The following is a 24,099-nucleotide window of genomic DNA, read 5'->3' on the forward strand; positions in this document are numbered from 1 at the left end:
ATTGAAACAAAAACCCACATTTGGCTTCGCGCATCGCTATGGCTTTGTTCGCTGCGCCGCACCAGCACTCGTTTTCCCCAGGGTTGGCACGCTCCTCGCTAAAGGTAAAGCGCAACACCGCGTCGTTGCAACGAGATCGACATAAGAACAGCGGTGGAGCATCAGGCCAATACGGGGCCGTACCTGTTCATCCCTTTGCTGCTCGCCATGCAGCACATCGTTAAGTCAAGGATGCAGGCATCGGATTAAAAACACGAAACCATGCAATGCGTGGCTTCAACGAGGACCGATCATGTTGACACTTCAATCAGATCTGCACGGCAACCATTTGCTCGGCGCTTTACCGTCCCACGAATGGCAAGCACTTGCCCCTCACCTCGAACTCGTTCATCTGCGCACCGAACAATTGCTGTGCGATTCAGGTCAACGCATCCATCACGTCTACTTCCCGACCACAGCGATCATCTCGATGCTCTCGACGATGGAAGACGGCAGCTCGGTCGAAATTGCCGCGGTCGGCCGCGAAGGCATGACCGGCGTGCCGGTCCTCACGGGCGGCGAAACCATGCCGAACCGCGTGCAGGTGCAATGCGCCGGCTTCGCCTACCGGATGAGCGCACAGGCGCTCAAGCAGCAATTCGCGCGCTCCGACTTCCTGCGCCGCCTGATGCTGCTGTACATGCACGCCCTTCTCACGCAAGTCGCGCAAACCGCGGCCTGCAATCGCCACCACGCGTTGAACAAGCAGCTGTGCCGCTGGCTGCTGATCGAGGTGGACCGCGTGGCATCGAACGATCTGACGGTCACCCAGCAACTGATTGCCGACATGCTCGGCGTGCGCCGCGAAGGCATTACCGAAGCGGCGGGCAAGCTGCATGACGAAGGCCTGATTCATCACAGCCGCGGTCATATCAAGGTGCTCGATCGCAAGGGCCTCGAGGCTCGTGCCTGCGAATGCTACGGCCTCGTCAAACGCGAATTCGATCGTCTGCTGCCGCGCCTGCGCCAGGCTGAAACCGTCGAGTAAGCAGGCCAATCGGGGCTGCGATGTTCGACTACAGGGTTACAGGGTAGATCACCATGTTCAGGAATACTGCGCGATGTCTCGACGCACTCTTTGTGATTGCGGGCGGGCTGCTCGCTCATTGGATGCGTTTTTCCACGCCAATTGCGTTGCCGGACATCGAGCGTCTCCTGATCGCCTTTAACTGCGTGCTCGTGTTGCTGCTGTTTCCCGGCTTCGGCGTGTATGAACCGTGGCGCGGCAAGGCGCTGCCTGCCATGCTATTGAGAGTGGCCGCCGCGTGGCTGGTCGTGGTCGCGACCTCCCTTCTGCTGGCCTTCACCCTGCACCGCATGGATGCGGTTTCGCGGCTGTGGTTCGGTTACGCCACACTGATCTCCGGCGCGCTGATCGTCTTCACCAAGTGCCTCGTGCATGTGGCCTTGCGCAGCGTGCGCCGGCGCGGCATGAACGTTCGCACGGTCGCGATCGTCGGTGCGCCCGGTTTCTCGCGTACGTTGCTCGCGCATCTGGATCATGCGCCGCAAGCCGGCTTCAAGCCGGTCTGCGTGTTTGATACTAGCGACGCCAGCATCGAGGCGGCCGGCATGTATGGCGCGCGTTTCCATCGCCTGCCGGTGCTGACCGATCCGAACGCGTTCGCCGCCAAGGTGCGCGAAGAGCATGTGAACGAGGTGTGGCTCGCCTTACCGCTTTCCGAAGAACATACGATCTATCGCTTCACGCGTATCTTCAGACATGACTTTGTGAATCTGCGATTCATTCCCGATGTGCGCAGCCTCTCGCTTTTCAACCACGCGCTGGTTGATGTCGTCGGTTTACCGACGCTCAATCTGAGCGCGACCCCCGTCTCGTCGCCGCAGATGTGGCCCAAACTGATCTTCGACCGGTTGTTCGCGACGGCCGCCCTATTCGCACTCGCGCCGGTGTTCCTCGTGCTCGCGATCGGCATCAAGCTGAGCTCGCCCGGGCCGGTGTTCTTCCGCCAGACCCGCAAGGGCGTGGACGGCCAGCCGTTCGCGATCTACAAGTTCCGCTCGATGAGCGTGCACCACGAAGCCTACGGCCAGCTCACGCAGGCCGCGCGCAACGACACGCGTGTCACGAAGCTCGGCGCCTTCATGCGCCGCACCAGTCTCGACGAACTGCCGCAATTTCTGAACGTGCTGCTCGGTCAGATGTCGGTAGTCGGTCCGCGTCCCCATGCGGTCGAACATGACGATCTCTACAAGGATCAGGTGTACGGTTATATGAACCGCTACCGGATCAAGCCAGGTATCACCGGCTGGGCGCAAGTGAACGGTTATCGCGGCGCCACCACCAAGGTCGAAAAGATGGAGGCGCGCGTCAAGTTCGATCTCTTCTACATCCACAACTGGTCGTTCTGGTTCGATATGAAGATCGTGTTCATTACGATTTTCAAGGGATTCGTCGGCCGCAACGCCTTCTGAGCGTGCCAGCGCGGATTCCTGCGCGCATTGTCGTTGGCATCTGAGCGCGGGGGCGCGGAGGCGCGGCGCTCGCGTTTTGCAAATGGCGAGTTGGCCGACTCCCCGCAATGCGCGGGGATTGCAGGAGGTGGCCCGCTTATAGAAACGCGCTGACGTCGGTATGAAAACGCACGGCCAGCGCCTTCGCCACCTTTTTGCTGATGGCGCGCCGGCCCGCGAGAATATCGCTCACCACCGTGGGCGATGCGATACCGATCAGATCCTTCTGCTTGAGCCCATGCGTCTCCAGCAGATGCCGCAACACCTCGCGTGGCTCCGCCTTCGGGATCGTCACGTTGCTCGCTTCCCAGCTTTCGATCAGGTCGGTGACGATCGCAAACAGATCGGCAAGCGGATCCTCCGCGTTTCCGTTCAGGTGATCGGCGAGCGAATTGGCGAGCCGCACCATCTTCTGATAGTCCTGCTCGTTGCGAATGGGGGTGATCGGCAGCTGCGTTTGCAGTGCGGACCAGGTTTGAGCGATGTCGGGAAAGGCTCCCGGAAGGCGATCGGCATTCATGAGTTTATATTCTTCCTCGTCCAAACGTCGTATTCCGCGTGCGTCGAACCGTGACGAACGAATAACGACTGCCTGTTGTAGTGAATCGCCGCGATGATCCGGAACCGGTTGCCGCCACCATCGAAAACGATGTAGTGCGGCGGCACGTAGTCCACACCCGCGAACGTCTGCGTCAGGTCGTTATAGCCATACGCGAGGCAAGCCCGCGCAAGTGCGTACCACGCCAACGACGCACTGCGCGCCTGCGGATGTCTCTTTATAAAGTCCAGCAATGCCTTCTTTGAAATGACCCGCATCGAATTTCCTCGCATGGTTTCGCGCACTGAACATGCACGCTCTACCTGCAAGGCTAATGGGACGGGATCAGCACCGATAGTCGGCCATTTGGCATAGGCCAAACAGCTGACTATCGCTCACTGCGGTACAACAAACTCATTTTATTCGCATATCGCGAAGTTCTCGATATGCGAACAGTCATATTCTGCCGCGATCATGCGCGTCACTTAGCGCCATGAAGGCGCCCGCGTTGCAGATGATCGTTGAGGACTTTGAACGGCGCCGCGCAAACGGCAGGTTTTGGATGAACGAGGTTGTGACGGGTTTGCCGCCCAGCGGCCGGCGGTCTTCGAGGAAATCGACGAGACTGAAGCGATCTGCATCGGAAGAGCACTCAATGATCTGTTCGAGCACTTTCTCGGCGACGCCGGGTGCGACGAGCCAGTCGTGCACGATCGCCACGTTCATGATCTCCCCACCTGTAGATATGCGAAGCGCCCCACAGCCATACCGACGAGTGTAAGTGCCACATTATTTACCGTGCGTGCGCATGCCCACATTCAACGCGCGACAGTGAGCGAATAATGACGGCCAGCCGTTCGCTTCTTGCGAACCCGGTGCTTGCCGATGCGGGTTTGTGCAGATGGATGCGGGGCGATGCGGGGAGAGCGAGCCCGCAGAAGCAGGCTCGCAGGCGGATGGAAAACCGCGGTAATCAGCTCTTGCTGTATTCGATCGTCTCGACGCCCGTATCCGTGCCGAGCATGCACAGATTCGCGCCACGGCCCGCGAACAGGCCCACCGTCACCACGCCCGGCCATGCATTGATGTGCATTTCCAGCGTGCGCGGGTCGCTGATGCGCAGACCCTTGACGTCGATAATCTCGTTGCCGTTATCGGTAATGAACGGCACACCCTCTTTGGTTACGCGCACCACCGGCACGCCGCCGAGCGCCGTCACACGGCGGCCGATCGCGGTGCGAGCCATCGGCACGACTTCGATCGGCAACGGGAAGTTGCCAAGCGTGTCGACCCGCTTGCTCGCATCGGCGATGCAGACGAACACGTCCGACACCGAGGCGACGATCTTCTCGCGCGTCAGCGCGCCGCCGCCGCCCTTGATCATGGCGCCGCTGTGGTCGATCTCATCGGCGCCGTCCACATACACCGGCAGCGAATCGATTTCGTTCAGGTCGAGCACCTTGAAACCGTGCGATTGCAGACGCGCGGTGGTGGCGAGCGAGCTCGACACCGCGCCGCGATAGCGGGTCTTGCTGGCGGCCAGCGCGTCGATGAAACAGTTCGCGGTGGAGCCCGTGCCGACGCCGATCACGGAGCCTTCCGGCACGTTGGCGTTCACATAATCGGCAGCGGCCTGGCCGACCAGTTGCTTGAGTTCGTCTTGGGTCATGGGGAATGCAGGCGAGCGTAAAAAACGACAAGTTTACAGGAGTCGAGAATGAGCGCTGGTTTTATCGGACGCGGAGGCCGCTAAAAATGATCGCCACGAGCGCCGGAACGCCGTTTTTTCCGGCGACATGTGAGCCGGTCCTGCCGTGAGCATTGAGAGCTCGGCGAACGGACCGGCGTCGATTGATCAGTAGATTTACTTCTTCACCGAGCGCTGACGGACGGCTTCAAACAGGCACACGCCGCTCGCCACGGAAACGTTCAGGCTTTCGACGGTACCCGCCATCGGAATCTGCATGACCACGTCGCAGGTATCGCGCGTGAGGCGGCGCATGCCCTCGCCTTCAGCACCCATCACCAGCGCGACCGGGCCGTCGAGTTCAGTCTCGTACAGGCTCTTGGTGGCTTCGCCGGCGGTGCCGACCACCCACACGCCCGCGTCCTTCAACTCACGCAGCGCGCGCGCCAGATTCGTGACGGTGATGTACGGCACGGTGTCGGCTGCGCCGCTCGCCACCTTCGCGGCCGTCGCGTTCAAACCCACCGCGCGGTCGCGCGGCACGATCACCGCGTGCGCGCCGGCCGCATCGGCCACCCGCAGGCAGGCACCGAGATTGTGCGGATCGGTCACGCCGTCCAGCACCAGGATCAACGGCGAACCGTTGATGCCGTCAAGCAATTCGGCCAGGTTCTGCGCGAGCGGCATGTCGGTCGCACGCGCGACCACGCCCTGGTGACGCTCGGTATGCGCGAGACCCCACAGACGCGTTTCGTCGGCGGCGATCAGACGCACGCCCGCTTCCTTCGCCGTATGCAGGAATTCGGTCATACGACGGTCTTTGCGCGTAGCGTCGTAATAGACCTCTTCGACCGTCGACGCATCGTGCCGCATACGCGCGGTCACTGCGTGGAAACCGTATAGAACCTTGAGACGTGACATGACTGAAAAACCTTTGATTGAGCGCGCCTCGAAACGCGCGCTGCTGTGATGAATACGCGCCTGCCTGGCGTGTTGCTAGCGTATCTGATTCGATACTTGACTTGATTGCGAAAAACGAAAACTGCGAACGAAGACCGCGAACGAAGACCGCGAACAAAAACCACGAACGAAGACCGCGCGCAACCGGTACGTTTGAACGTACCCGATGCGCGCGGTTCAGGCCGTCACGCGACTTCAGCGCTTTTTTCGGGCCTGCGATTTCGATGCCGGCTTGGCCGACGCGCCGCCGTGCTTCTTCGCCGCGCCGCGTGCTGCGCGTGCTTCCTTGACGGCCGCGGTTTGCGCCGGTGCAGCCTTCTTGCGCCGTCCACCCGCGCCGGCCGCCGCGCCGCCCACGCCATCTACCGGCGGCAACGAACGTACGCGCGCACCGCCGCTTTCGCCGGATGCCTTGTCGGCGAGAGCCGGACGACTCGCGGGCGGCTTGATCGGCGTATCGCGCACGAGGCGGAAGTCGATCTTGCGCGCATCGAGATCGACGCGGCTCACCTGCACCCGCACGCGATCCGACAGGCGGTAGCGAATGCCGGTGCGCTCACCGCGCAGCTCGTTCTTGATCTCGTCGTACTGGAAGTAGTCCGAGCCCAGTTCGGTGACGTGCACGAGGCCTTCGATAAACAGTGAATCGAGCTGCACGAAAATGCCGAACGACGTCACGCCGTTCACCATGCCGCCGTACTCTTCACCGAGTTTGTCGCGCATGAAGTAGCACTTGAGCCAGGCTTCGACGTCGCGCGATGCTTCGTCCGCGCGGCGTTCGTTGGCCGAGCAATGCAGACCGAGTTCTTCCCAGATCGCCACGTTGTTCGCGCGCTGACGGCCTCGTTTTTCCTCGTCGGACTGCTGCATCGCGCGGGCACGCGGCGACAGCGCCGTATTCAACTCGACGCCCTGCGGCGGCTCCGGCTGATACTTGCGGCCTTGCAAAATGGCGTAGATCGCCCGGTGCGTGAGCAGGTCCGGATAACGGCGAATCGGGCTCGTGAAGTGCGCGTACGCCTCATACGCCAGACCGAAGTGGCCGATGTTGTCCGGACTGTAGACGGCCTGTTGCATCGAACGCAGCAGCATGGTTTGCAACATCTGCGCGTCGGGCCGTTCGCGGATCTGCGCCATCAGCGCGGCGTAATCACTGGCGTGCGGTTTGTCGCCGCCGGCAAGCGTGAGGCCCATGCCGCGCAGGAACGTGCGCAGATTCTCGAGCTTCTCGGCGGTTGGCCCGGCGTGCACGCGGAACAGACCCGGGTGCTTGTTGCGCTTGAGGAAGTCGGCCGCGCAGACGTTCGCGGCCAGCATGCATTCCTCGATCAGCTTGTGTGCGTCGTTGCGGGTGCGCGGAATGATCTGTTCGATCTTGCCCTGCGCATTGCAGACGATGTACGTTTCTGTCGTATCGAAGTCGATTGCACCGCGTTTCTGCCGTGCGGCGAACAGCGACTTGTAGACGCCATACAGATTCTGCAGTTGCGGCAACAAGGCAGCGCGGCGCGCGGCCTCCGGCCCCTTGGTGTTTTTCAGCACCGCGGCCACTTCCGTATAGGTCAGCCGCGCGGCCGAGTGCATCACACCGGGATAGAACTGATACGCCTTCACTTCGCCGCGCGCGGTGACGATCATGTCGCACACCAGCACGCAACGGTCGACGTTCGGATTGAGCGAGCACAGTCCGTTCGACAGCTTCTCCGGCAGCATCGGAATCACGCGGCGCGGGAAGTACACCGAGGTGCTGCGCTCGATCGCGTCCGCGTCGAGCCCGCTCTTCGGGTGCACGTAGTGCGAGACGTCCGCGATCGCGACGATCAGGCGGAAGCCTTCGCCGCGGCCGACCTGAACCGGTTCGCAATAGACAGCGTCGTCGAAGTCGCGGGCGTCTTCACCGTCGATCGTGACGAGCGGCACGTCGCGCAGATCGATGCGATGGCGCGCGTCGACCGGGCGGACTTCGTCGGGCAGCCTGGCGGCTTCGTCGAGCGCGGCCTGGCTGAATTCGTGCGGCACGCCGTACTTGCGCACCGCGATTTCGATTTCCATGCCGGGGTCGTCAATATCGCCGAGCACTTCCACCACGCGGCCGAGCGGCTGCGAATGACGGCTCGGGAAATCGGTCAACTCGACCACCACCACCTGGCCGACCTTGGCCTTCTTGGTGTTCTGCGTGATCAGGATGTCGTGACCGATCCGCTTGTCTTCAGGCGCGACGATCAGCGCGCCGTTCTCGTTGAGGAGGCGGCCGATCACCCGCTTGTTGGCCCGATCCGTGACTTCGACGATATGCCCTTCCGGCCTGCCGCGGCGGTCATAGCCGACGATGCGTGCGAGCACGCGATCGTTGTGCATGACCTTCTGCATTTCGCCGGTGGGCAGGAACAGATCGTCCTGACCGTCGTCGCGAATGAGGAAGCCGTAGCCGTCGCGATGGCCCTGTACGCGGCCCCCGACAAAGTTCGACGGATGGGTCAGTTGATAGAGATTGCGCTGATCGAGCCGGATCTGGCCGTCGCGCTCCATGGCGCCTAAGCGCTTGAAAAATCCTTCGCGCTCCTGGCGCTTGATCGACAGGGCTTCGGCGATGTCGTTCGCGGCAAGCGGCGCTTCACTCGTGCGCAGGACGCCCAGGATTTCTTCGCGGCTCGGAATCGGATACGGGAATTTGCTCAAGGGCTTGTCGATGATTTTTTCTCGTTGCATGGACGTCGGTCGGCGATGTGGCTCGGCTTAAGAAGCGTTTGGGTTGCGCTTAAGTTGCACTTGCGATTGCACTGGAATGACTGCTCGGGTCCGGCTCGTTCAAGTCTGAGTCCGACGGGCGTGTGCACCGTGCCAACGAACTACTGCGAGGCATTCTAACACCCGTCTTGGGCGCCACGCGGCCCGTCAATAGCCGCTGTGAGCCGCATGCAGGCTCGCTGCCGCGATGTTTAAGCGACTTTTGAGAAACGCTTGACAGCCCTGAATCTGTCGCTATAATGGCGTTCTTTGCTGTTCATCACCTGCCCAGGTGGCGAAATTGGTAGACGCACTAGGTTCAGGTCCTAGCGGTGGCAACACTGTGGAGGTTCGAGTCCTCTCTTGGGCACCAGATTCGAAAATGAAGCCGCCTTCGGGCGGCTTCATTTTTTTGTGTGAGGCTGCGTGATCCGGTTCGGCTTGTGTCGATCCGATTGTGTGGTTAGCAGGACGGTTGAGTCTCCGTATTTGAGCAGTGAAGTTTTGCTTCGCTGCACGACTCAACCGGGCGATTGATGAAGCGATAGTTAGTTCGCATGTGGGGATTGACACGCTGCATCAGCACGCTAAAATAGCTGTCTAGCTTGAAGACGTGCCCAGGTGGCGGAATTGGTAGACGCACTAGGTTCAGGTCCTAGCGGTGGCAACACCGTGGAGGTTCGAGTCCTCTCCTGGGCACCACCCCTCTTCAAGTGAAACAAAGCACCCCGTTAAGCCTTAGCGCTTCGCGGGGTTTTTTGTTTTTGGACATGCAAGATCGCCTGCGCCAAGCCAGCCTCCAAGTAGTACAACAGCCAGTACGTTGAAAGTTCAGGAGATCGCCGCTGACTGACTGGAACTAGCTGACAGACTCGGGTGGCAACGCTTTCGTTTTTCTTTAGTCAGCGAGCTCGTACGCTGACAACCTTAAGTCGCTTCATGATTCAGCGTTCTGAGTCGCTTGGATCGGCCGGGCGCCCTTGCCTCGGCGAAACGCGTATTCGGAGGCGCGTCGCATATCGTCATCGAGCTCGAACGCCAGCTTGCGTCGGCGGAATATAAGAGGCACCCAAACCGCAGTCGTCAATGCCCAACGACTCGATAGAGCCGAGTAGAGAATTACACCTGGCAAATATCGATAGCGCCGATATTCGACCACGTCACCGAAGAAATCCCAAGGGTTCCAACCAACCAGACCAAATCGGCCACAGAAACGCATGGCTAGGTGGAGCTTTAATTCCCGTATTTCGTCCTCGATGGCCTTGGTGCTGTAGAGCTTACCGCGCCAGCGCCGCCAACCACTGGCTTAATGGCCCACGAAACCAAGGCAGATCCGACCGCCCCAAGCCATTTGAGCGCCAATTTCCCCAATTGCGTCACGATCTGGCTTTCCAGCATGGCATTCCTCGTTTGTTGCTCGTCGGTTCGGTGCACACCGAGGGCGCTCAATGCCACCAACCTTCCTACCTGCTGACCGACCGGACCCCATCTGCGAAACGGCGGAGTGTAGTGGTCAAGTTATTTCGGACGGGGCAGATAGGTTCTTTAACTGTCGGTTTCGCCTCGTAGGCAACAGCTCTCCCTCGAGCACAGTCAGCAAATCACGGCCCGGGCCATTCCATCAGCCCGATCCTGAATTCAGCAAGCCGGTTCTCAATCTCCCCTACCGCGTCGCCGTAGTGAGACTCGCCCCGCAACATATGCATCACCAGCCGATCATGCAGGTCGGGGGCATCCAGAATGCCGACGATCTGTTGCTTGCTTTCCGCGGAAGCGATAGACGCTATATCCAATCCCAGCAATCTCGGACCGGCGCGCTCGAACACATAATCGCACGCGGCCAGCAATGGCAACTCTTCTCCATACAGCCTGTCGACGTTGCCTGCAGCAGCATAATTTTCCAGCAGATACCGGAAGTCCACCGCGTCTTTCGAATTGGACTGCCCACGGTCCAGCCACGCGATCAACTTTGTCATCACGAGACCCGGTATCGATGCAACGGGGATCTCACAGTGATCTGCGATGCACACGGTCACCGCACTATCCAGCGCTTCGGCGTAGCCCACTACGTTCATCACGATTGTCATGTCCGGAGGCCACGCCACTTGCGCGGGAGAAATCTCGACGCCGCCGAACGGGACCAGATCGACCGGAAAGCCATCTCCCACGGTTGGCGAATAGTGAAACCGATGCAGGACTGGCGCGGTTGAGAGGGAATCCGTGGAGGTGATACATCAGGATATCGCGCGCCGTCGCACCGACAACGAAATACCGCATGCCCATCAATCGGGCAACGCGATCCATGATCGTCAGCAGAACCTGCTTTCCTTCCGGTAGCGGCGTCTTAAGATGGACTGGAGTCATCCGCCTGCTCCATCTGGTTGCGAATCAACACCGCAGCCTCCGCATTGCGAGGCTCCCTCGTACGCTGCAAATCTGCGTACACGAGCAAAGGTGGCGCCGTCACTTTTTCCGTCCGTGCCTCGTCGAGATGCCAGAAGGCATCGATGATTTCGAGTGTGCCGGCGGGATCGGCACGCAAGCGGTGACGCTTCGCGAGCGCCATCGTCACCGCCAGTCTTGCCGTGGGTTCGACATAGAGCGTTTGCGCGGCCGGTCGAAGCTGCCCGGTCAGTTTTGCAGCAGCAACCTCCCCGCTCCACCACGCCTGCCCTGCAGGAAGCTCGGCATGCTGCCACCACGATGGATCGCCTACTGCGAACCGTTGCACGTTGAGCTTCGGCAGCAGGCGAAGCGCATAGTTGATCGCCCACTCTTCCCAGAGCGCTGCAGGATCGAGCAATCGCCTGTCGTCCGTGCCCGCCAGCAAGCCGCGCTCACGCAGGTCGTCCAGCACACTGCCAACGGTGCCAAGCGCCACACCCGCCGCCGCCGCAATTTCCCGGTATGGACGGTTAAGCAACTCTGGAGCAGATAGCAGCACAAAAATCATCCTGAGCGCAGAGGCGCTCGCGGAGACGGCGGGCTTCCCCGATCTCGATGCCAGACGCCTGATCTCGGGATTCGCCGGCCTGCCTGTTACAAGCATGTACTGGCCAGGCGCATGCACGTACAGATTGCCAGCCAGATCGATGAACTGCAGGTCGTGCTCGACGCACTCGTCCGCTAACGCGGGTGTCAAATAGGCAGTGGTCAGCAGGACTGGAAAGGCCGCGGCGTGGTTCATCGCCGCAAGGGCGTTGACTTCTTCCCGCGATCTTATCCGGCCTCTGGCCGCAAGCGTGTATTGCTGGATCACACTGTTCACATCGAGCGTCAGTTGCCCCTCTCCGGCTAGCCCGGCTTTTCTCCCGCCAGGATAGAAGCCGACGATACGCAATGGAACGCGTCCTCGCCGGGTCACGGCGCCAACGATCCGGCTGAGCAGCGCTTGGGTCGGGCGGTCGAAACCCAGAAGGTCATACGGATCGGCGTTCATAAAGTTTGCTTGTTCAGAAAATGTGAACATACTGACATTATGAACAGCAAACCTCCCTTGTTCAACTATTTTTCTTGTTCATACTTTTTGAACAGCAATCCAGCCTGAACAAGCTCGTACTCCCAACGCTACATTGCCGGCACCGAAGATCGTTGACTGAAATGACCTTCGCTGTCTCTGGGTTCAGGGTTCAGGGTTCAGGGTTCAGGGTTCAGGGTTCAGGGTTCAGGGTTCCGGCTTCCGGCTTCCGGCTTCCGGCTTCCGGCTTCCGGCTTCGACGCTATCTCAGCAGCGAACGCATCGACGCGCCCGCGAACAGAGGTCTGTAGACCACAGGAAGGCATTGATCCAGTCGAACATCGGCGGGCCGAGTCCACCGCCCGCAAACGCGCAGCCGAAGGCGCCTTCCATCTCGTGGCCAGGCGGTGGCTCGACTTCAAACGCAAGGAATGGGCCGACGAAACCTACCGGAAGGCAGAGTTTGTCGTACGCGAGTACCTGACTCCCGCGCTCCGCAAGAAACCCATCTCAACGCTCGCCACGCCAGAGGTCAAGCCCGTACTCGAAGCGATTGCCTCTCATGCGCCTAACCTCGCGACCAAGGTACGGCAGTATGTCGGTGGCATCGTGACGTACGCCGTCCAGACCAGACTGCGCGAAGATGGCGCCGCCTTGACACCGCGCGGCGTTGTGCCGCGCCACAAGAAAGGTCACATACCAGCGATTACCAAGCCTGCGGACATTGCGCCGCTCGTTCTTGCTATCGATGCCTACAAGTCGCCCATTACTCGCGCCGCCCTCAAGCCTTGCTTCTTCAAGCCTCTTGACCCAGGATAAATTTTCGGTCATCTGCACTTCTGTGACAAGAGAGATGACGTGAAGCGACTCTTTCAAATTGACCGGAGTAGGTTTTCTTTTCGGTTCACGCGTAGTTATCCTTATTAGATGACGTTACCGGCTACGGCAGCACACAGTCCAACCATCGCGTGTCGGAAACAAATTGCGGTGGCGGAGTCACGCGACTCCGCCACCCTGCCCGCTTAGAAGCGGTGAATGATACCCACGCCTGCAGCGAACTGGCTGCGTGACGAGGACGGCGCGCTGTTCTGGCCGTCGCCGATATCGGCCGTTGCGTCGATGATGCTCGTGGCGGTGCCGGCCTTGTTCGGGACCAGGGTCTTGCCGCCCGCACGCTGGTAGGCCTCCAGCGCGTACAGGCCGGTCCGCTTGGAGAGGCTGTAGTACTGCGAGAGATTGAACTGCTGATAGCTGGCCGCGCTCGTGATGCCGTTCGACTCCGTTGCGCGCGTATAACTATAGCCGGCGGCCAGGTCCAGCGCCGACAGCGGCTTGAAGTGCAGCACCGCGCCCGCGGTGTTGAAAATCGCCTCGTTGTGGAACGCCGAGTGGATGCCCGGGATGTACTGCACGTTCGAATACGAGAACGACACGTCCCATTGCGAAGTGAACGCATAGCCGCCCGTCACCGCAACGCGCTGTTGCGCCTGCGCCGTCTGGTAGCCGTTGTTGATGCCCGACACAGCCGTCTGCGCGCCGTTATTCGACGTCGTGGAGTTGGGGTCCCACGCACCGCCGCCCGACGCCGCATTATTGATGCGCTGGTAACCCGCCGCGATCCCGAACGGACCGTTCAGGTACTGGACCGCCGCGCTATACGTCGATCCGGCATTGGTGCTGCCCGCCACGCCGCCCAGCGAATACGAACCGCTCACCGTCAGGCCATGCAGGCTCGGCGACGTGTACACCAGCGAGTTATTCGCGCGGTACAGCGTATCCAGCGAATCGATGTCGCCCGGGTGTGCGCCGTATGCGCCCGTCAGCCACGTGGTCGGGCTATAGGGCGACAGCAGCGTGTAGTACGACGTGTACTGGCGGCCGGCCGTGAACGTACCGTACATCGCATTGGTCACACCGACGTAGGCTTGCCGGTTGAACGCCAGACCGGTGACGGACTGCGCGCCGGTTGCACTGTTAAAGCCTTCTTCCAACTGGAAGATCGCCTTCGTGCCGCCGCCCAGGTCCTCGCCGCCCTTCAGGCCGAAGCGGCTGCCCGCCCAGACGCCGTTGACCATCTTGACCACCGAACGACCGCCGGTCGTCGAACCAAGCGACGTCTGGCTGCTCTGATAGCCGATCCCCGCATCGACGATACCGTACAACGTCACGCTGCTCTGAGCGTGCGCGCCGAGGGCGACCAACCCAAGGGCCGAGGTTACCAATGCCTTTTTCATTTCTGCTCCTCTTTAAAAAAATTATTCTCAATCACTAACACCAGTCATCGCCCCGGCAATCCAAGGTGTGTAGCGCTAGCCGGCACCAGCATGCCGGTGCGAATGCGCAGAGGGGTGAGCACTGAGTGGCCCAGATTTGCAATCCAACCCGAAGTGTTGTTCAAACGCGGTCCGATGTCTTTCGGGGTTTATACGCATTTGTACGATCTAGTTAGTTTTTTTACTCGCGTGGTTCTGGTTGAGGTGGAGTGGCGGCTTGGTATCGAGCACGATCGAGCGGAGTCAAAATTCCCCTTTACAATATCTGACATATCAGTTATTGTAAATTTCAACACATCAAGGGGACGTCATGGACCACTACACGACCAGGAATTTCACGCTCACGCAAAGCGTCGGTTTCATGCTGACCAAGGCGCGCAACCTGATCACCGCGGAAATGGATTCAGCGCTCAAGGACCTCGACATCACCAGCCAGCAGATGGGCATCCTGCTTTCAATGCGGCGCGGCGCGGCGTCAACGCCGTTCGAACTGTCCAAGCTGCTTGGGATCGATACGGGCCTGATGACACGCATGCTGGACAAGCTGGAAACCAACGGTTTGCTGGAACGCTCACGAAGTGGCGACGATCGCCGCGTGGTCAACCTGGCGCTGACGGCGAAGGGCGAGGAAATCGCGGCCCAGATTCCCGAGATCGCGCCACAAGTGTTGAACGCCCGGCTGAAGAAGTTCACCAAGGCCGAGTTCCAGGAATTGTGCCGGCTGCTTCGCAAGTTCATTGGCGACTGAGCCGCGCGGAGCAAGAACCGCGAAGCGCTGAAAGCGGCCGTACGTCATGTCCGTTTCACCGGTTCTTTTTAGAGCCGTCTAGCGAGGGCAAAAAGTCTACCGGGCTCTGCCCGCCTCACTCCAATTGAAACCTGAACCAAGCTGCATCGCCGGCGCCCACTTCGTGCACGCCTGAAAACCCAGCGCGGCGCCGCCGACCGCAAACAGAACCGGGATCAGAAAATCGTGGCTCACCCGGGTGAACTCGAAGACGAGAACCACGGCCGTTATCGGCATCTGCATCGAAGCAGCCAGAAACGCCGTCGCCCCGACAACGGCAAATGCGCCTAAGGAAGCGCCGGGCCAAAACAGACTCCAGGCCCCGCCGAGCACGATCGCCAACAACGCGCCATTCGCAAGCCCTGGCGTCAATAGACCGCCTTCCGCACCCGAGCGCAGACTACTCACGGTAATCACCACTTTCAGCACCAGCAGCATGGCCGCGAGAGCGATCGTCAGGTTGCCGTCGAATGCCAGTCCCGCAGGTCCTTTGCCGTTGCCGAGCAATTGCGGAAAGTGCATCGCCAGGACGCCGATGATCGCGAAGTTCAAGAGCGACAACACCGGCATACGCCAATCCTTCGGCGCCTGCGCACGCGCGCGCTTCGTCAGTTCCGTAAAACCCCACGCCGCTGCACCGAAAATCGGCCCGCACACCACGGACCAGGCCACCAGCGATGCGCTCAACGTCAACGGCTGCACCAGATACTGATGCTCATTGCCCAGACCGGATTGTGCGACCAGCGCCGCCACCGCGGATGTCACGACCGCAGGCACCAACGCCTTCCAGCCGAACGTCCCCAACAGGACCTCGAGCACGAACACCGCGCCGCCAAGCGGCACGTTGTAGACGGCAGCCAGACCTGCGCCGGCGCCACACGCGACCATGATCCGGCTTTGCTCGACCGATAACCCCGCGCGCTGCGACAGCCACCCGGCCAGCACCGAACCGATCTCGCGCGGAGCGACTTCGCGCCCGAGCGGCGAGCCGAGCGCCACCGTCACAATCTGCAGCAACGCATGCACGACAGTACTCAGTACAGGCATGCGTGGATCGTCGGATTTGACGGCCTGCCGAATGCTCACGAGCGGCCGCCCGAAGCGATACAGCGACCACCAGCCGAGCCCGGCCACCAGTCCGCACGTCGTCAGAACGAGCAGGCGACGCTCAGGCACGGCATGGGTGACACCTTGCAGAAAACTCTCGTCGCCGATCAGGTACGCCACGCTGTAGCCGTAGGCCAGATGCTGAATGCCGTGCAGCAGCAAGGCGAGCAGCATGCCGCCGAGGCCGGCGCCAATGCCGGTCAGCAACGTCACCGCGGCCAATACTCCAAGCGGTTTTGGCCCGCGCGGCACGGCCGCGGAAGTGAGTAATTTGAGTGACATGACGCGTCGAGACCGGTGGTATCAATGGGATGGCGGTCATGTTATTCCGCGCCGCAGCATGAATCAAATTGATTTTTCTGCTCGACTGATGCGTCATGCGCATATATTGCACGCGCCGCTCTCCTTCAACGGAAACGGAAACGTCAATACCTGAGCCGGTCCCGATCGTGGGACCCGGCGGCACGCATCCACCGGCATCCCCCCACTCTTCGCCTTACCTCAGTTCACCGACAAGAAAAACATCGACACCACACACACGACGCCGACGAACCACACCAGCGAGCGCAACGACGCCAGATTCGCCACATACAGCACGCCATGCAGCACGCGCGTAACGACAAACGTAATCGCCAGCCAGTTGATCCATTGGCTCGAACCGCCTGCCTGCCCGGCGACGACGATCGCCGCGGTAAACATCGCCAGCGCTTCCCACGCATTCTGATGCGCCGCGTGAGTACGCGCGCGCCAGCCTTCGAGGCCGGCGAGATAAGCGCGCGGCGCGCCGTTGTCGTAGCGCTTGCTGACCTTCGCGAGCATGGTCCACGGAAACGGCAGCACCATCACGATGAGCAGGCATAGATGCGGAATTGTCATTCGTCTTTTCCTTTGTATGCGCGGCGCGAATGCCGCGAGCCGCTGTTATACCCGCCTGCATCCGCTGCCGCCAATCTGAATCACACGAGTGCCGCCTCTACCGGCACGCGAAACCCGGAAGTCAGATTGACCGTATTGCCACTCGCCGACACCAGATAAACATTACAAATAACAAACGAAACGTCAGACACGATTAATACAATAATTACATTTACCAAACAATCCCTATGCTGCGAGATTCAGTATGAAATTCGCTCCAGGGATTAATACGGATAAACGTGGGTTCAATCATGCAAGCGTTTAACGCTCGGCGTACACTCGCTCGGAGCCCACAGCACAGGCCGCACGGGGCTGCAGAGCCGCCCGTTGTGAAACACGGGTTATTGGAGACTCAGGAGAACAATCAATGAGCTGGACACGGGAACAGAGAAACGTCACGATCGCCGCCTATCTGGGCTGGACTCTCGACGCATTCGATTTCTTTCTAATGGTGTTCGTATTGAAAGATATCGCGGCGGAGTTCAATACAAAAATCCCGACGATCGCCTTCGGCATTACGCTGACCCTGGCGATGCGTCCACTCGGCGCATTGATTTTTGGCTGGCTCGCCGACAAATACGGCCGCCGTCCCACGCTGATGGTCAACATCGCGTGCTTCTCGCTGCTGGAATTGCTGTCCGGCTTTTCGCCCAACCTGACCACCCTGCTCGTGCTGCGCGCGCTGTTCGGCATCGCGATGGGCGGCGAATGGGGCGTGGGCGGCGCATTGACGATGGAAACCGTGCCGGCGAAGTCGCGCGGCATCGTCTCGGGTCTCCTGCAGGCCGGCTATCCGAGCGGCTATCTGCTCGCCTCGGTCGTGTTCGGGGTCTTCTACCAATACATCGGCTGGCGCGGCATGTTCTTCGTCGGCGTGCTGCCCGCGTTGCTGGTGCTGTATATCCGCGCGCACGTGCCGGAGTCACCGGCCTTCAAGACACTCGAGAAGAAAGAGCATCTGGGTCTCGTCGCCACGCTCAAGCAGAACATCGGGCTGTCGCTCTATGCAATCGTGCTGATGACCGCGTTCAACTTCTTCTCGCACGGTTCGCAGGATCTGTATCCGACCTTCCTGCGCGTGCAGCATGGGTTCGACGCGCATACCGTGTCGTTGATCACGATCACGCTGAACATCGGCGCGATTTGCGGCGGCCTGTTCTTCGGCTATATCTCGGAGAAGATCGGCCGTAAGCGCGCGATCTTCATCGCCGCGTTGATCGCGTTGCCGGTGTTGCCGCTGTGGGCTTTCTCGTCCACGCCTGTACTGCTCGCGGCCGGCGCCTTCCTGATGCAGATCTCCGTGCAAGGCGCATGGGGTGTGATTCCGGTGCACCTGAACGAAATCTCGCCCGATGAAATTCGCGCGACGTTCCCGGGCCTCGTGTATCAACTCGGCAATCTGATCGCGTCGGTGAACGGCCCGCTGCAGGCGAGCGCCGCCGAGGCACACGGCAACAACTACGCGCTGATCATGGCAGTCGTGATCGGTATCGTGGTGGTGGTGATCGCCGCGTTGATTCCGTTCAGCCGCGAACGCCGCGGCATCGACATGACGCAGTCGGCGAAACAGGTCGAAGCACGCGCCTAAGAAAGTCCCCCTGGGATCGGGGGATTGATGGACAGCTTTAAGCGTTCGAACTAAACGGCTTTTTCGCCGGCGCTTTATCGGGCACAATAGAAACAAAGGCGGCTCGAACCGCCGCCAAGAAAAGCAAGCGCAAGGCCAAACACAGGTAGCAAGCAATACGAGGCCGTTCCGATTTCGATCGGAACGGCCTTTTTTATTTCCGCGCGGTTTGACGCGCCCGCGCGCATTGGAAAGACGGACCTTCGTCAGGTCTTCTAGAGGAGTTAGTCCACACAGAGTCCTTGATCGCAGTCCTCATCCTTCTTTATCCTGAAAAAAACGACTGTTTCAAATAGTCATTTGAATCGCTTGTTTGCGGGCCGGATGCCCGGCAACTGGGAGACGCAAAATGGCAGTTCGCACAACAGGCCGGCATGCCGGCGACACGAAGTCCCGCATCCTCGACGCCGCCGAAACACTCTTCGTCGAATGCGGCTATGAGGCTATGTCGCTGCGCCAGATTACTTCGCGTGCCGAAGTGAATCTCGCGGCAGTCAACTATCACTTCGGCAGCAAGGAATCGCTGATTCACTCGATGCTGTCGCGCCGGCTCGACCGGCTCAACCAGGAGCGGCTCAAGCTGCTCGACCGCTTCGACGAAATGCTCGGCGCGAGACTGACTTGCGAGCACGTGCTCGGCGCGATGTTCATTCCCGCGCTGCGGCTGTCGCGCGATCCGCGCGTCGGCGGCAAGGCGTTTCTGCGCTTGCTGGGGCGCGCTTATACGGATCCGTCCGCGTTCATCCGGGACTTTCTGAATGCGCATTACGAGTCGGTGGCGATACGTTTTTTCGATGCCTTCCAGCGCGCGCTGCCGCATCTGCCGCGTGAAGAACTCGGCTGGCGTCTGCACTTCGCCATCGGTGCGCTGTCCGGGGTGCTGGCCGGCACCGATACCGACAGCCTGATTTCCGAGTTCTCACAGGGCAAGTCGATGAACGATCTGCAACTGATCGCGCGTCTCGCTTCGTTGATGGTGGCCGCGCTGAAAGCGCCCTTGCCCGACGGCTCGCAACTGGCCACCTTCGCCGCCGTGCTGGGCGATGCAACCGAAGGCGGCCCGGAAGGCCAGATGGAATGCGCGACCCCGGCTGTGGACATACAGCAGGTGTCAGGCGGGTTTGAGCCCTCGGAGCCGGGAGCCTCGGACGGTGAACGACACGGCGGCGGCAACATGGAGGCTAGTTCGTTTCAGCCCGCGTTGCACGGCACGGCGTGAACCGAATGGCGCGGGCGGCGCTGCCGCAGGCCGTCCGCGCGCAAATAAAACATCATGAATACCGCACACCCGAGCAGCACGTCTAAGTCCCGCACCTAAGCAACGTCACGCTGTCGAACTGTAAACACGACACGAAACGCGAAGCAGGCACGCAGCGCAGCAGCAACACCGCCAGTTAGAAGACCAACAGAACGCGAGCCGTCCGCGACCCGTGGATGCGTTCGCACGCACCATCGAAACAGGAGGAAACGTCATGCCGTGGTTCATCCTAGTGCTCGTCATTGCCGCGCTCGCGCTCGTCTACGTTCAGGCGCGCGCTTCATGGTGGCTTGCCTTCATGATCGTCTGGGTGGCAGCCGCGCATGTCAGCGGAGCAGCGGGCCCGGTGGCGACGACGGCGCTCGCGATCATCTTCGTCCTCCCCGCCCTCGTTCTTACGATCAAACCACTGCGCCGCGCGTGGCTCGCGAAGCCGGTCCTCGACATCTTCCGCAAAATCCTGCTGGAGATGTCACCGACCGAGCGCGATGCTATCGAAGCCGGCACCGTCTGGTGGGACGCCCAACTGTTCTCCGGACGCCCGCATTGGGACACCCTGCTCGGCTACGGCCCGGCCACGCTCACCGCCGAGGAACAGGCGTTTCTCGACGTCGAATGCGAGCATCTGTGCGATCTGGCGAACGACTGGGAAACCACCATGGTGTGGCAGGATCTGTCGCCGGAAACCTGGCAGTACATCAAGGCACAAGGCTTTCTCGGCATGATCATTCCGAAGCGGTACGGCGGCAAGCAGTTCTCCGCGTATGCGCATTCGCAGGTCATCATGAAGCTCTCCACGCGCTGCTCGGCCGCCGCCGTTTCGGTGATGGTGCCGAACTCGCTTGGCCCCGCTGAACTGCTGATGCATTACGGCACCGAAGAGCAGAAAAATCATTATCTGCCGCGGCTCGCTCGCGGCGACGATATCCCCTGCTTCGCGTTGACGAGCCCTTATGCGGGTTCGGATGCGGCAGCGATTCCCGACGTCGGCATCGTCTGCAAGGGCACGTTCGAAGGCCGCGAAACGCTGGGTTTTCGCGTTACCTGGGACAAGCGCTATATCACGCTCGGGCCGATCGCCACCGTGCTCGGCCTCGCGTTCCGCGCGCTCGATCCCGACCATCTGCTCGGCTCGAATGAAGAACCGGGTATCACCTGTGCGCTGATTCCGACCGACCATCCGGGTGTCAATATCGGCCGCCGTCACTGGCCGCTGAACGCGGTGTTTCAGAACGGTCCGAACTCCGGCAAAGACGTCTTCATTCCGCTCGACTGGGTAATCGGCGGCCGCGCGCAAGTCGGCAACGGCTGGCGCATGCTGATGGAGTGTCTCGCGGCGGGCCGCGCGATTTCGCTGCCCTCGTCGAATGTGGGGATGGCGAAGATCGCCGTGCGTGGCACCGGGGCCTATGCCGCGATTCGCCGCCAGTTCCGCACCGCCGTCGGCAAGTTCGAAGGCGTGCAGGAAGCGCTCGGCCGCATGGGCGGCAATCTCTATGTGATGGACGCCGCGCGCCGCCTGTCCGCGCATGCGGTGGACCTCGGCGAAAAACCCTCGGTGATTTCGGCGATCGCGAAGTATCACATCACCGAACGTGCCCGCATGGTCATCAACGACGGCATGGACGTCGCCGCCGGCAAGGGCATCTGCATGGGTCCGTCGAACTTTCTTGCGCGCGCCTATCAGCAGGTGCCGATCGCGATCACCGTGGAAGGCGCGAACATCCTCACGCGTTGCCTGATCATCTTCGGCCAGGGTGCGATTCGCTGCCATCCGTATGTGCTGAAGGAAATGGCAGCCACGCGCGAGACGGATCGCGCCAGGGCGCTGCGCGATTTCGATGCGGCTTTCTTCGGCCACGTCAGCTTCACGCTCTCCAACGTCGTGCGCAGTTTCGTTTATGGCATCACGGGCGGCGCGTTCATCGCCAAACCGCGTACGGCGTACGCGCCGCTGCTGCCGTACTACCGCGCAGCGACCCGCATGTCGAGCGCATTCGCGCTGCTCGCCGACGTCTCCATGTTCGTGCTCGGCGGCGATCTGAAACGGCGTGAGCGCATTTCCGGGCGTCTGGGCGATGTGCTCTCGCAGCTCTACCTGATCTCAGCGACACTCAAGCGCTTTGAAGACGAAGGCCGTCAGGAAGAAGATCTGCCGCTGGTGCGCTGGGGCGTCGAAGACTCGCTGTACAAGGCGCAACATGCGCTCGACGGCGTACTCGCGAACTACCCGAACCGCCTCGCCGCGAATCTCGTGCGCGTGCTGGCCTTCCCGTTCGGCCTGCCGTATCGCGAGCCGTCCGATCGCCTCGGCACCGAGATCGCGGAGCTGATGCAAACGCCGGGCGCGGCGCGCAACCGCCTCGTGTCCGACTCGTATGTGCCGCATCCGGATGTCGATGCGCTCGGCTACGGCGAACTCGTGTTCGCGCTCAACCCGCGCTTCACGCAGATCGACCAGAAACTGCGTGAAGCGGTCAAGCAAGGCCTGCTCGAACCGATGCCGCAGAGCTTGCCGCAACTGGCCGCGTGGACCGAAGCGGCCCAGCACAAAGGCCTGATCGATGCCGACGATCGCCGCGTGCTCGAAGACTACGCGCGGTATGGCGCGCAAGTCGTGCAGGTCGACGACTTCCCCGCCGACTTCGATATGCTCGCCAACTTGCAAAAGCGCAAGGACGCGCTCGAAAAAGCGCTGGAACTCGCGGCCTGAGTACCTTAAAAAAACATCCAGGCGGGGCACACGCAGATGCCCCAAACTGGGTGCACACTGACACACGTCCGACTTCCCCCAGGGGACTTCCTTCGACCGTGGCCAGCGGAGCAACCAAGAATATGAACGACTCTTATCTGAACTTCGTCAATTCGCCATTCGGCGCGCGCCTCGCGCGCTCGTTAGGCCTGCCGAAGCCTGAGGTACTGCGCCGCTATCGCGCGGACCAGCCCGAGTTCGACGGCCTGATCGCGATCGGCGCGGGCCGCGAGCCGCATCTGCTCGACGCGCTCGCGAATCTCGTGGCGGGCATCGGCATGACCAGCGTGGCGCATGAAAGCGCGGGGCTGTGGGTGCCGCTCGCGCATCGCCATGGTTTGATGACCGGCCGATTCGAGGCCGCGGAATCCGGTTCGCACGGCAAGCTCACCGCCCTGCTATTCGACGCGAGCGGTATCGAAGACAGCAGTCAGCTCGAACCGCTGCATGGTTTCTTCCACGATACGTTGCGCTCGCTCGGCAAGTGCGGCCGCATCATCGTGCTGGGGCGGCCGCCGGAAGCCTGCGCGACCCCGCGCCAATGGACCGCGCAGCGCGCGCTCGAAGGCCTCACGCGTTCGCTCGGCAAGGAAGCACGGCGCGGCATTACCGCGAATCTCGTCTATGTGGAGCAAGGCGCCGAAACCGGTATCGAAGCGACGTTGCGATTCTTTCTATCGCCGCGCTCCGCCTATGTGTCGGGACAGGTCGTGCGCATCGGCGCGCGGGCCGGCACCGGGACCATGCCGGCGTTCGACTGGCATCAGCCACTGGCGGGCCGGCGGGCCGTGGTCACCGGTGCCGCGCGCGGCATTGGCGCGTCGATTGCGAGCGTGCTCGCTGCGGAAGGCGCGCACGTCATCGGCATCGACATCCCGTCGGCGCGCGAGGCGCTCGACGCGACGATGCGCCAGTTGAACGGCACCGCCCTCGCCTTCGACATCGCCGCGCCCGAAGCGCCCGCGCAGATCGCCGCAGCGCTCGACGAACAGGGCGTGGATATCGTCGTGCACAATGCGGGCATCACCAAGGACAAAACCATTGCGAAGATGACCGACGCGGCGTGGCAAAGCGTGATCGACATCAACCTGTCCGCGCAGGAACGGATCGACGACGCCCTGCTCGCGGCCGGCATCTTGCGCGACGGCGGCCGCATCATCGGCGTGTCGTCGATCAGCGGCATTGCCGGCAATCTCGGCCAGACCAATTACGCCGCGTCAAAAGCCGGCGTAATCGGCCGGGTGCAAAGCATGGCACCACATCTGCGCGCGCGCGGCATCACGATCAATGCAGTCGCGCCCGGTTTTATCGAAACGCAGATGACCGCGAAGATTCCGCTGACCATCCGCGAGGCCGGCCGCCGGATGAATTCGATGAGCCAGGGCGGCCAGCCGGTGGACGTCGCACAGACCATCGCGTGGCTCGCGCATCCGGGATCGGCGGGCGTCAGCGGCCAGATCGTGCGCGTATGCGGACAAAGCCTGATTGGAGCGTGAG

General features: G+C 61.2%; 19 protein-coding genes, 2 tRNA genes and 1 pseudogene. 11 read left to right on the plus strand and 11 right to left on the minus strand.

Annotated elements, in window-relative coordinates; genetic code table 11:
* Positions 1-292 precede the first annotated feature (292 nt).
* The gene (locus tag KHO23_RS21950; protein WP_006048767.1) at positions 293-1,027 is read left to right on the plus strand and encodes a Crp/Fnr family transcriptional regulator; all 735 of its coding nucleotides are present in this window, start codon (positions 293-295) and stop codon (positions 1,025-1,027) included.
* A 53-nt stretch (positions 1,028-1,080) separates the two neighbouring features.
* Positions 1,081-2,475, plus strand: coding sequence for an undecaprenyl-phosphate glucose phosphotransferase (locus KHO23_RS21955; protein WP_211613337.1), 1,395 nt, complete (start codon positions 1,081-1,083; stop codon positions 2,473-2,475).
* Positions 2,476-2,611: 136 nt separating this feature from the next.
* Here the strand turns inward: KHO23_RS21955 and KHO23_RS21960 are convergent, their stop codons facing one another.
* The 6 genes and pseudogenes from KHO23_RS21960 to rnr all read right to left on the minus strand — a co-directional run bounded on the left by KHO23_RS21960 (position 2,612) and on the right by rnr (position 8,408).
* Complete coding sequence (locus KHO23_RS21960) at positions 2,612-3,034, minus strand: helix-turn-helix domain-containing protein (RefSeq protein ID WP_211613338.1); 423 nt, start codon at positions 3,032-3,034, stop codon at positions 2,612-2,614.
* Positions 3,031-3,330: a type II toxin-antitoxin system HigB family toxin gene (locus KHO23_RS21965; protein WP_211613339.1), complete on the minus strand. Its 300-nt coding sequence runs from the start codon at positions 3,328-3,330 to the stop codon at positions 3,031-3,033. The genes KHO23_RS21960 and KHO23_RS21965 overlap by 4 nt, the downstream gene beginning before the upstream one ends.
* 247 nt (positions 3,331-3,577) lie before the next feature.
* Positions 3,578-3,778 (minus strand): annotated as a pseudogene (locus KHO23_RS21970) (glycosyltransferase family 4 protein); the annotation flags it as partial.
* A 247-nt stretch (positions 3,779-4,025) separates the two neighbouring features.
* Entirely contained in the window at positions 4,026-4,721 is a 696-nt protein-coding gene (gene rpiA / locus KHO23_RS21975) for a ribose-5-phosphate isomerase RpiA (RefSeq protein ID WP_211613340.1), read from the minus strand.
* Positions 4,722-4,916: 195 nt separating this feature from the next.
* Entirely contained in the window at positions 4,917-5,660 is a 744-nt protein-coding gene (gene rlmB / locus KHO23_RS21980; RefSeq protein WP_211613341.1) for a 23S rRNA (guanosine(2251)-2'-O)-methyltransferase RlmB, read from the minus strand.
* Between the two features lie 234 nt (positions 5,661-5,894).
* A complete protein-coding gene (gene rnr / locus KHO23_RS21985) occupies positions 5,895-8,408 on the minus strand; it encodes a ribonuclease R (protein ID WP_211613342.1) in 2,514 nt (837 codons plus the stop codon).
* A 304-nt stretch (positions 8,409-8,712) separates the two neighbouring features.
* Between rnr and KHO23_RS21990 the strand changes: the two genes are divergently transcribed.
* Positions 8,713-8,799, plus strand: a tRNA-Leu gene (locus KHO23_RS21990).
* A gap of 242 nt (positions 8,800-9,041) precedes the next feature.
* A tRNA-Leu gene (locus KHO23_RS21995) sits at positions 9,042-9,128 on the plus strand.
* Positions 9,129-10,027: 899 nt separating this feature from the next.
* Here the strand turns inward: KHO23_RS21995 and KHO23_RS35135 are convergent.
* Positions 10,028-10,513: a nucleotidyl transferase AbiEii/AbiGii toxin family protein gene (locus tag KHO23_RS35135; RefSeq protein ID WP_236066950.1), complete on the minus strand. Its 486-nt coding sequence runs from the start codon at positions 10,511-10,513 to the stop codon at positions 10,028-10,030.
* A 257-nt stretch (positions 10,514-10,770) separates the two neighbouring features.
* The gene (locus tag KHO23_RS22005; RefSeq protein WP_236066951.1) at positions 10,771-11,865 is read right to left on the minus strand and encodes a type IV toxin-antitoxin system AbiEi family antitoxin; all 1,095 of its coding nucleotides are present in this window, start codon (positions 11,863-11,865) and stop codon (positions 10,771-10,773) included.
* 414 nt (positions 11,866-12,279) lie between these two features.
* On the opposite strand from KHO23_RS22005, the gene KHO23_RS22010 reads away from it, so the two are divergent.
* Positions 12,280-12,702, plus strand: a complete 423-nt coding sequence (locus KHO23_RS22010; protein WP_236066952.1) for a phage integrase central domain-containing protein — start codon at positions 12,280-12,282, stop codon at positions 12,700-12,702.
* A 203-nt stretch (positions 12,703-12,905) separates the two neighbouring features.
* On the opposite strand, the gene KHO23_RS22015 is transcribed toward KHO23_RS22010, so the two are convergent.
* Positions 12,906-14,117 (minus strand): porin, encoded by a 1,212-nt coding sequence (locus tag KHO23_RS22015; protein ID WP_211613344.1) that lies wholly within the window; start codon positions 14,115-14,117, stop codon positions 12,906-12,908.
* Positions 14,118-14,466: 349 nt separating this feature from the next.
* On the opposite strand from KHO23_RS22015, the gene KHO23_RS22020 reads away from it, so the two are divergent.
* Positions 14,467-14,904, plus strand: coding sequence for a MarR family winged helix-turn-helix transcriptional regulator (locus KHO23_RS22020; RefSeq protein ID WP_211613345.1), 438 nt, complete (start codon positions 14,467-14,469; stop codon positions 14,902-14,904).
* A gap of 96 nt (positions 14,905-15,000) precedes the next feature.
* Here the strand turns inward: KHO23_RS22020 and KHO23_RS22025 are convergent, their stop codons facing one another.
* Entirely contained in the window at positions 15,001-16,332 is a 1,332-nt protein-coding gene (locus KHO23_RS22025) for a chloride channel protein (protein ID WP_211613346.1), read from the minus strand.
* Here KHO23_RS22025 and KHO23_RS22030 point away from each other — a divergent pair.
* Entirely contained in the window at positions 16,244-16,486 is a 243-nt protein-coding gene (locus tag KHO23_RS22030; RefSeq protein ID WP_211613369.1) for a hypothetical protein, read from the plus strand. The genes KHO23_RS22025 and KHO23_RS22030 overlap by 89 nt on opposite strands.
* A gap of 65 nt (positions 16,487-16,551) precedes the next feature.
* Here KHO23_RS22030 and KHO23_RS22035 read toward each other — a convergent pair whose 3' ends face one another.
* Positions 16,552-16,926 (minus strand): MAPEG family protein, encoded by a 375-nt coding sequence (locus KHO23_RS22035; RefSeq protein WP_211613347.1) that lies wholly within the window; start codon positions 16,924-16,926, stop codon positions 16,552-16,554.
* A 406-nt stretch (positions 16,927-17,332) separates the two neighbouring features.
* Here KHO23_RS22035 and KHO23_RS22040 point away from each other — a divergent pair, with 406 nt between their 5' ends.
* The 4 genes from KHO23_RS22040 (at position 17,333) to KHO23_RS22055 (ending at position 24,098) form a co-directional block, all read left to right on the plus strand.
* The gene (locus tag KHO23_RS22040; RefSeq protein WP_211613348.1) at positions 17,333-18,553 is read left to right on the plus strand and encodes an MFS transporter; all 1,221 of its coding nucleotides are present in this window, start codon (positions 17,333-17,335) and stop codon (positions 18,551-18,553) included.
* A 388-nt stretch (positions 18,554-18,941) separates the two neighbouring features.
* On the plus strand, positions 18,942-19,811 hold the full coding sequence (locus tag KHO23_RS22045; RefSeq protein WP_211613349.1) for a TetR/AcrR family transcriptional regulator: 870 nt from the start codon (positions 18,942-18,944) through the stop codon (positions 19,809-19,811).
* Positions 19,812-20,064: 253 nt separating this feature from the next.
* On the plus strand, positions 20,065-22,563 hold the full coding sequence (locus KHO23_RS22050; RefSeq protein ID WP_211613350.1) for an acyl-CoA dehydrogenase: 2,499 nt from the start codon (positions 20,065-20,067) through the stop codon (positions 22,561-22,563).
* A gap of 122 nt (positions 22,564-22,685) precedes the next feature.
* Positions 22,686-24,098 carry a 3-oxoacyl-ACP reductase gene (locus KHO23_RS22055; RefSeq protein ID WP_211613351.1) on the plus strand — a complete coding sequence of 471 codons (1,413 nt, stop codon included), beginning with the start codon at positions 22,686-22,688 and terminating at the stop codon, positions 24,096-24,098.
* Position 24,099 lies beyond the last annotated feature (1 nt).

It is taken from the genome of Paraburkholderia haematera, assembly GCF_905220975.1.
Taxonomy (GTDB): Bacteria; Pseudomonadota; Gammaproteobacteria; order Burkholderiales; family Burkholderiaceae; genus Paraburkholderia; species Paraburkholderia haematera.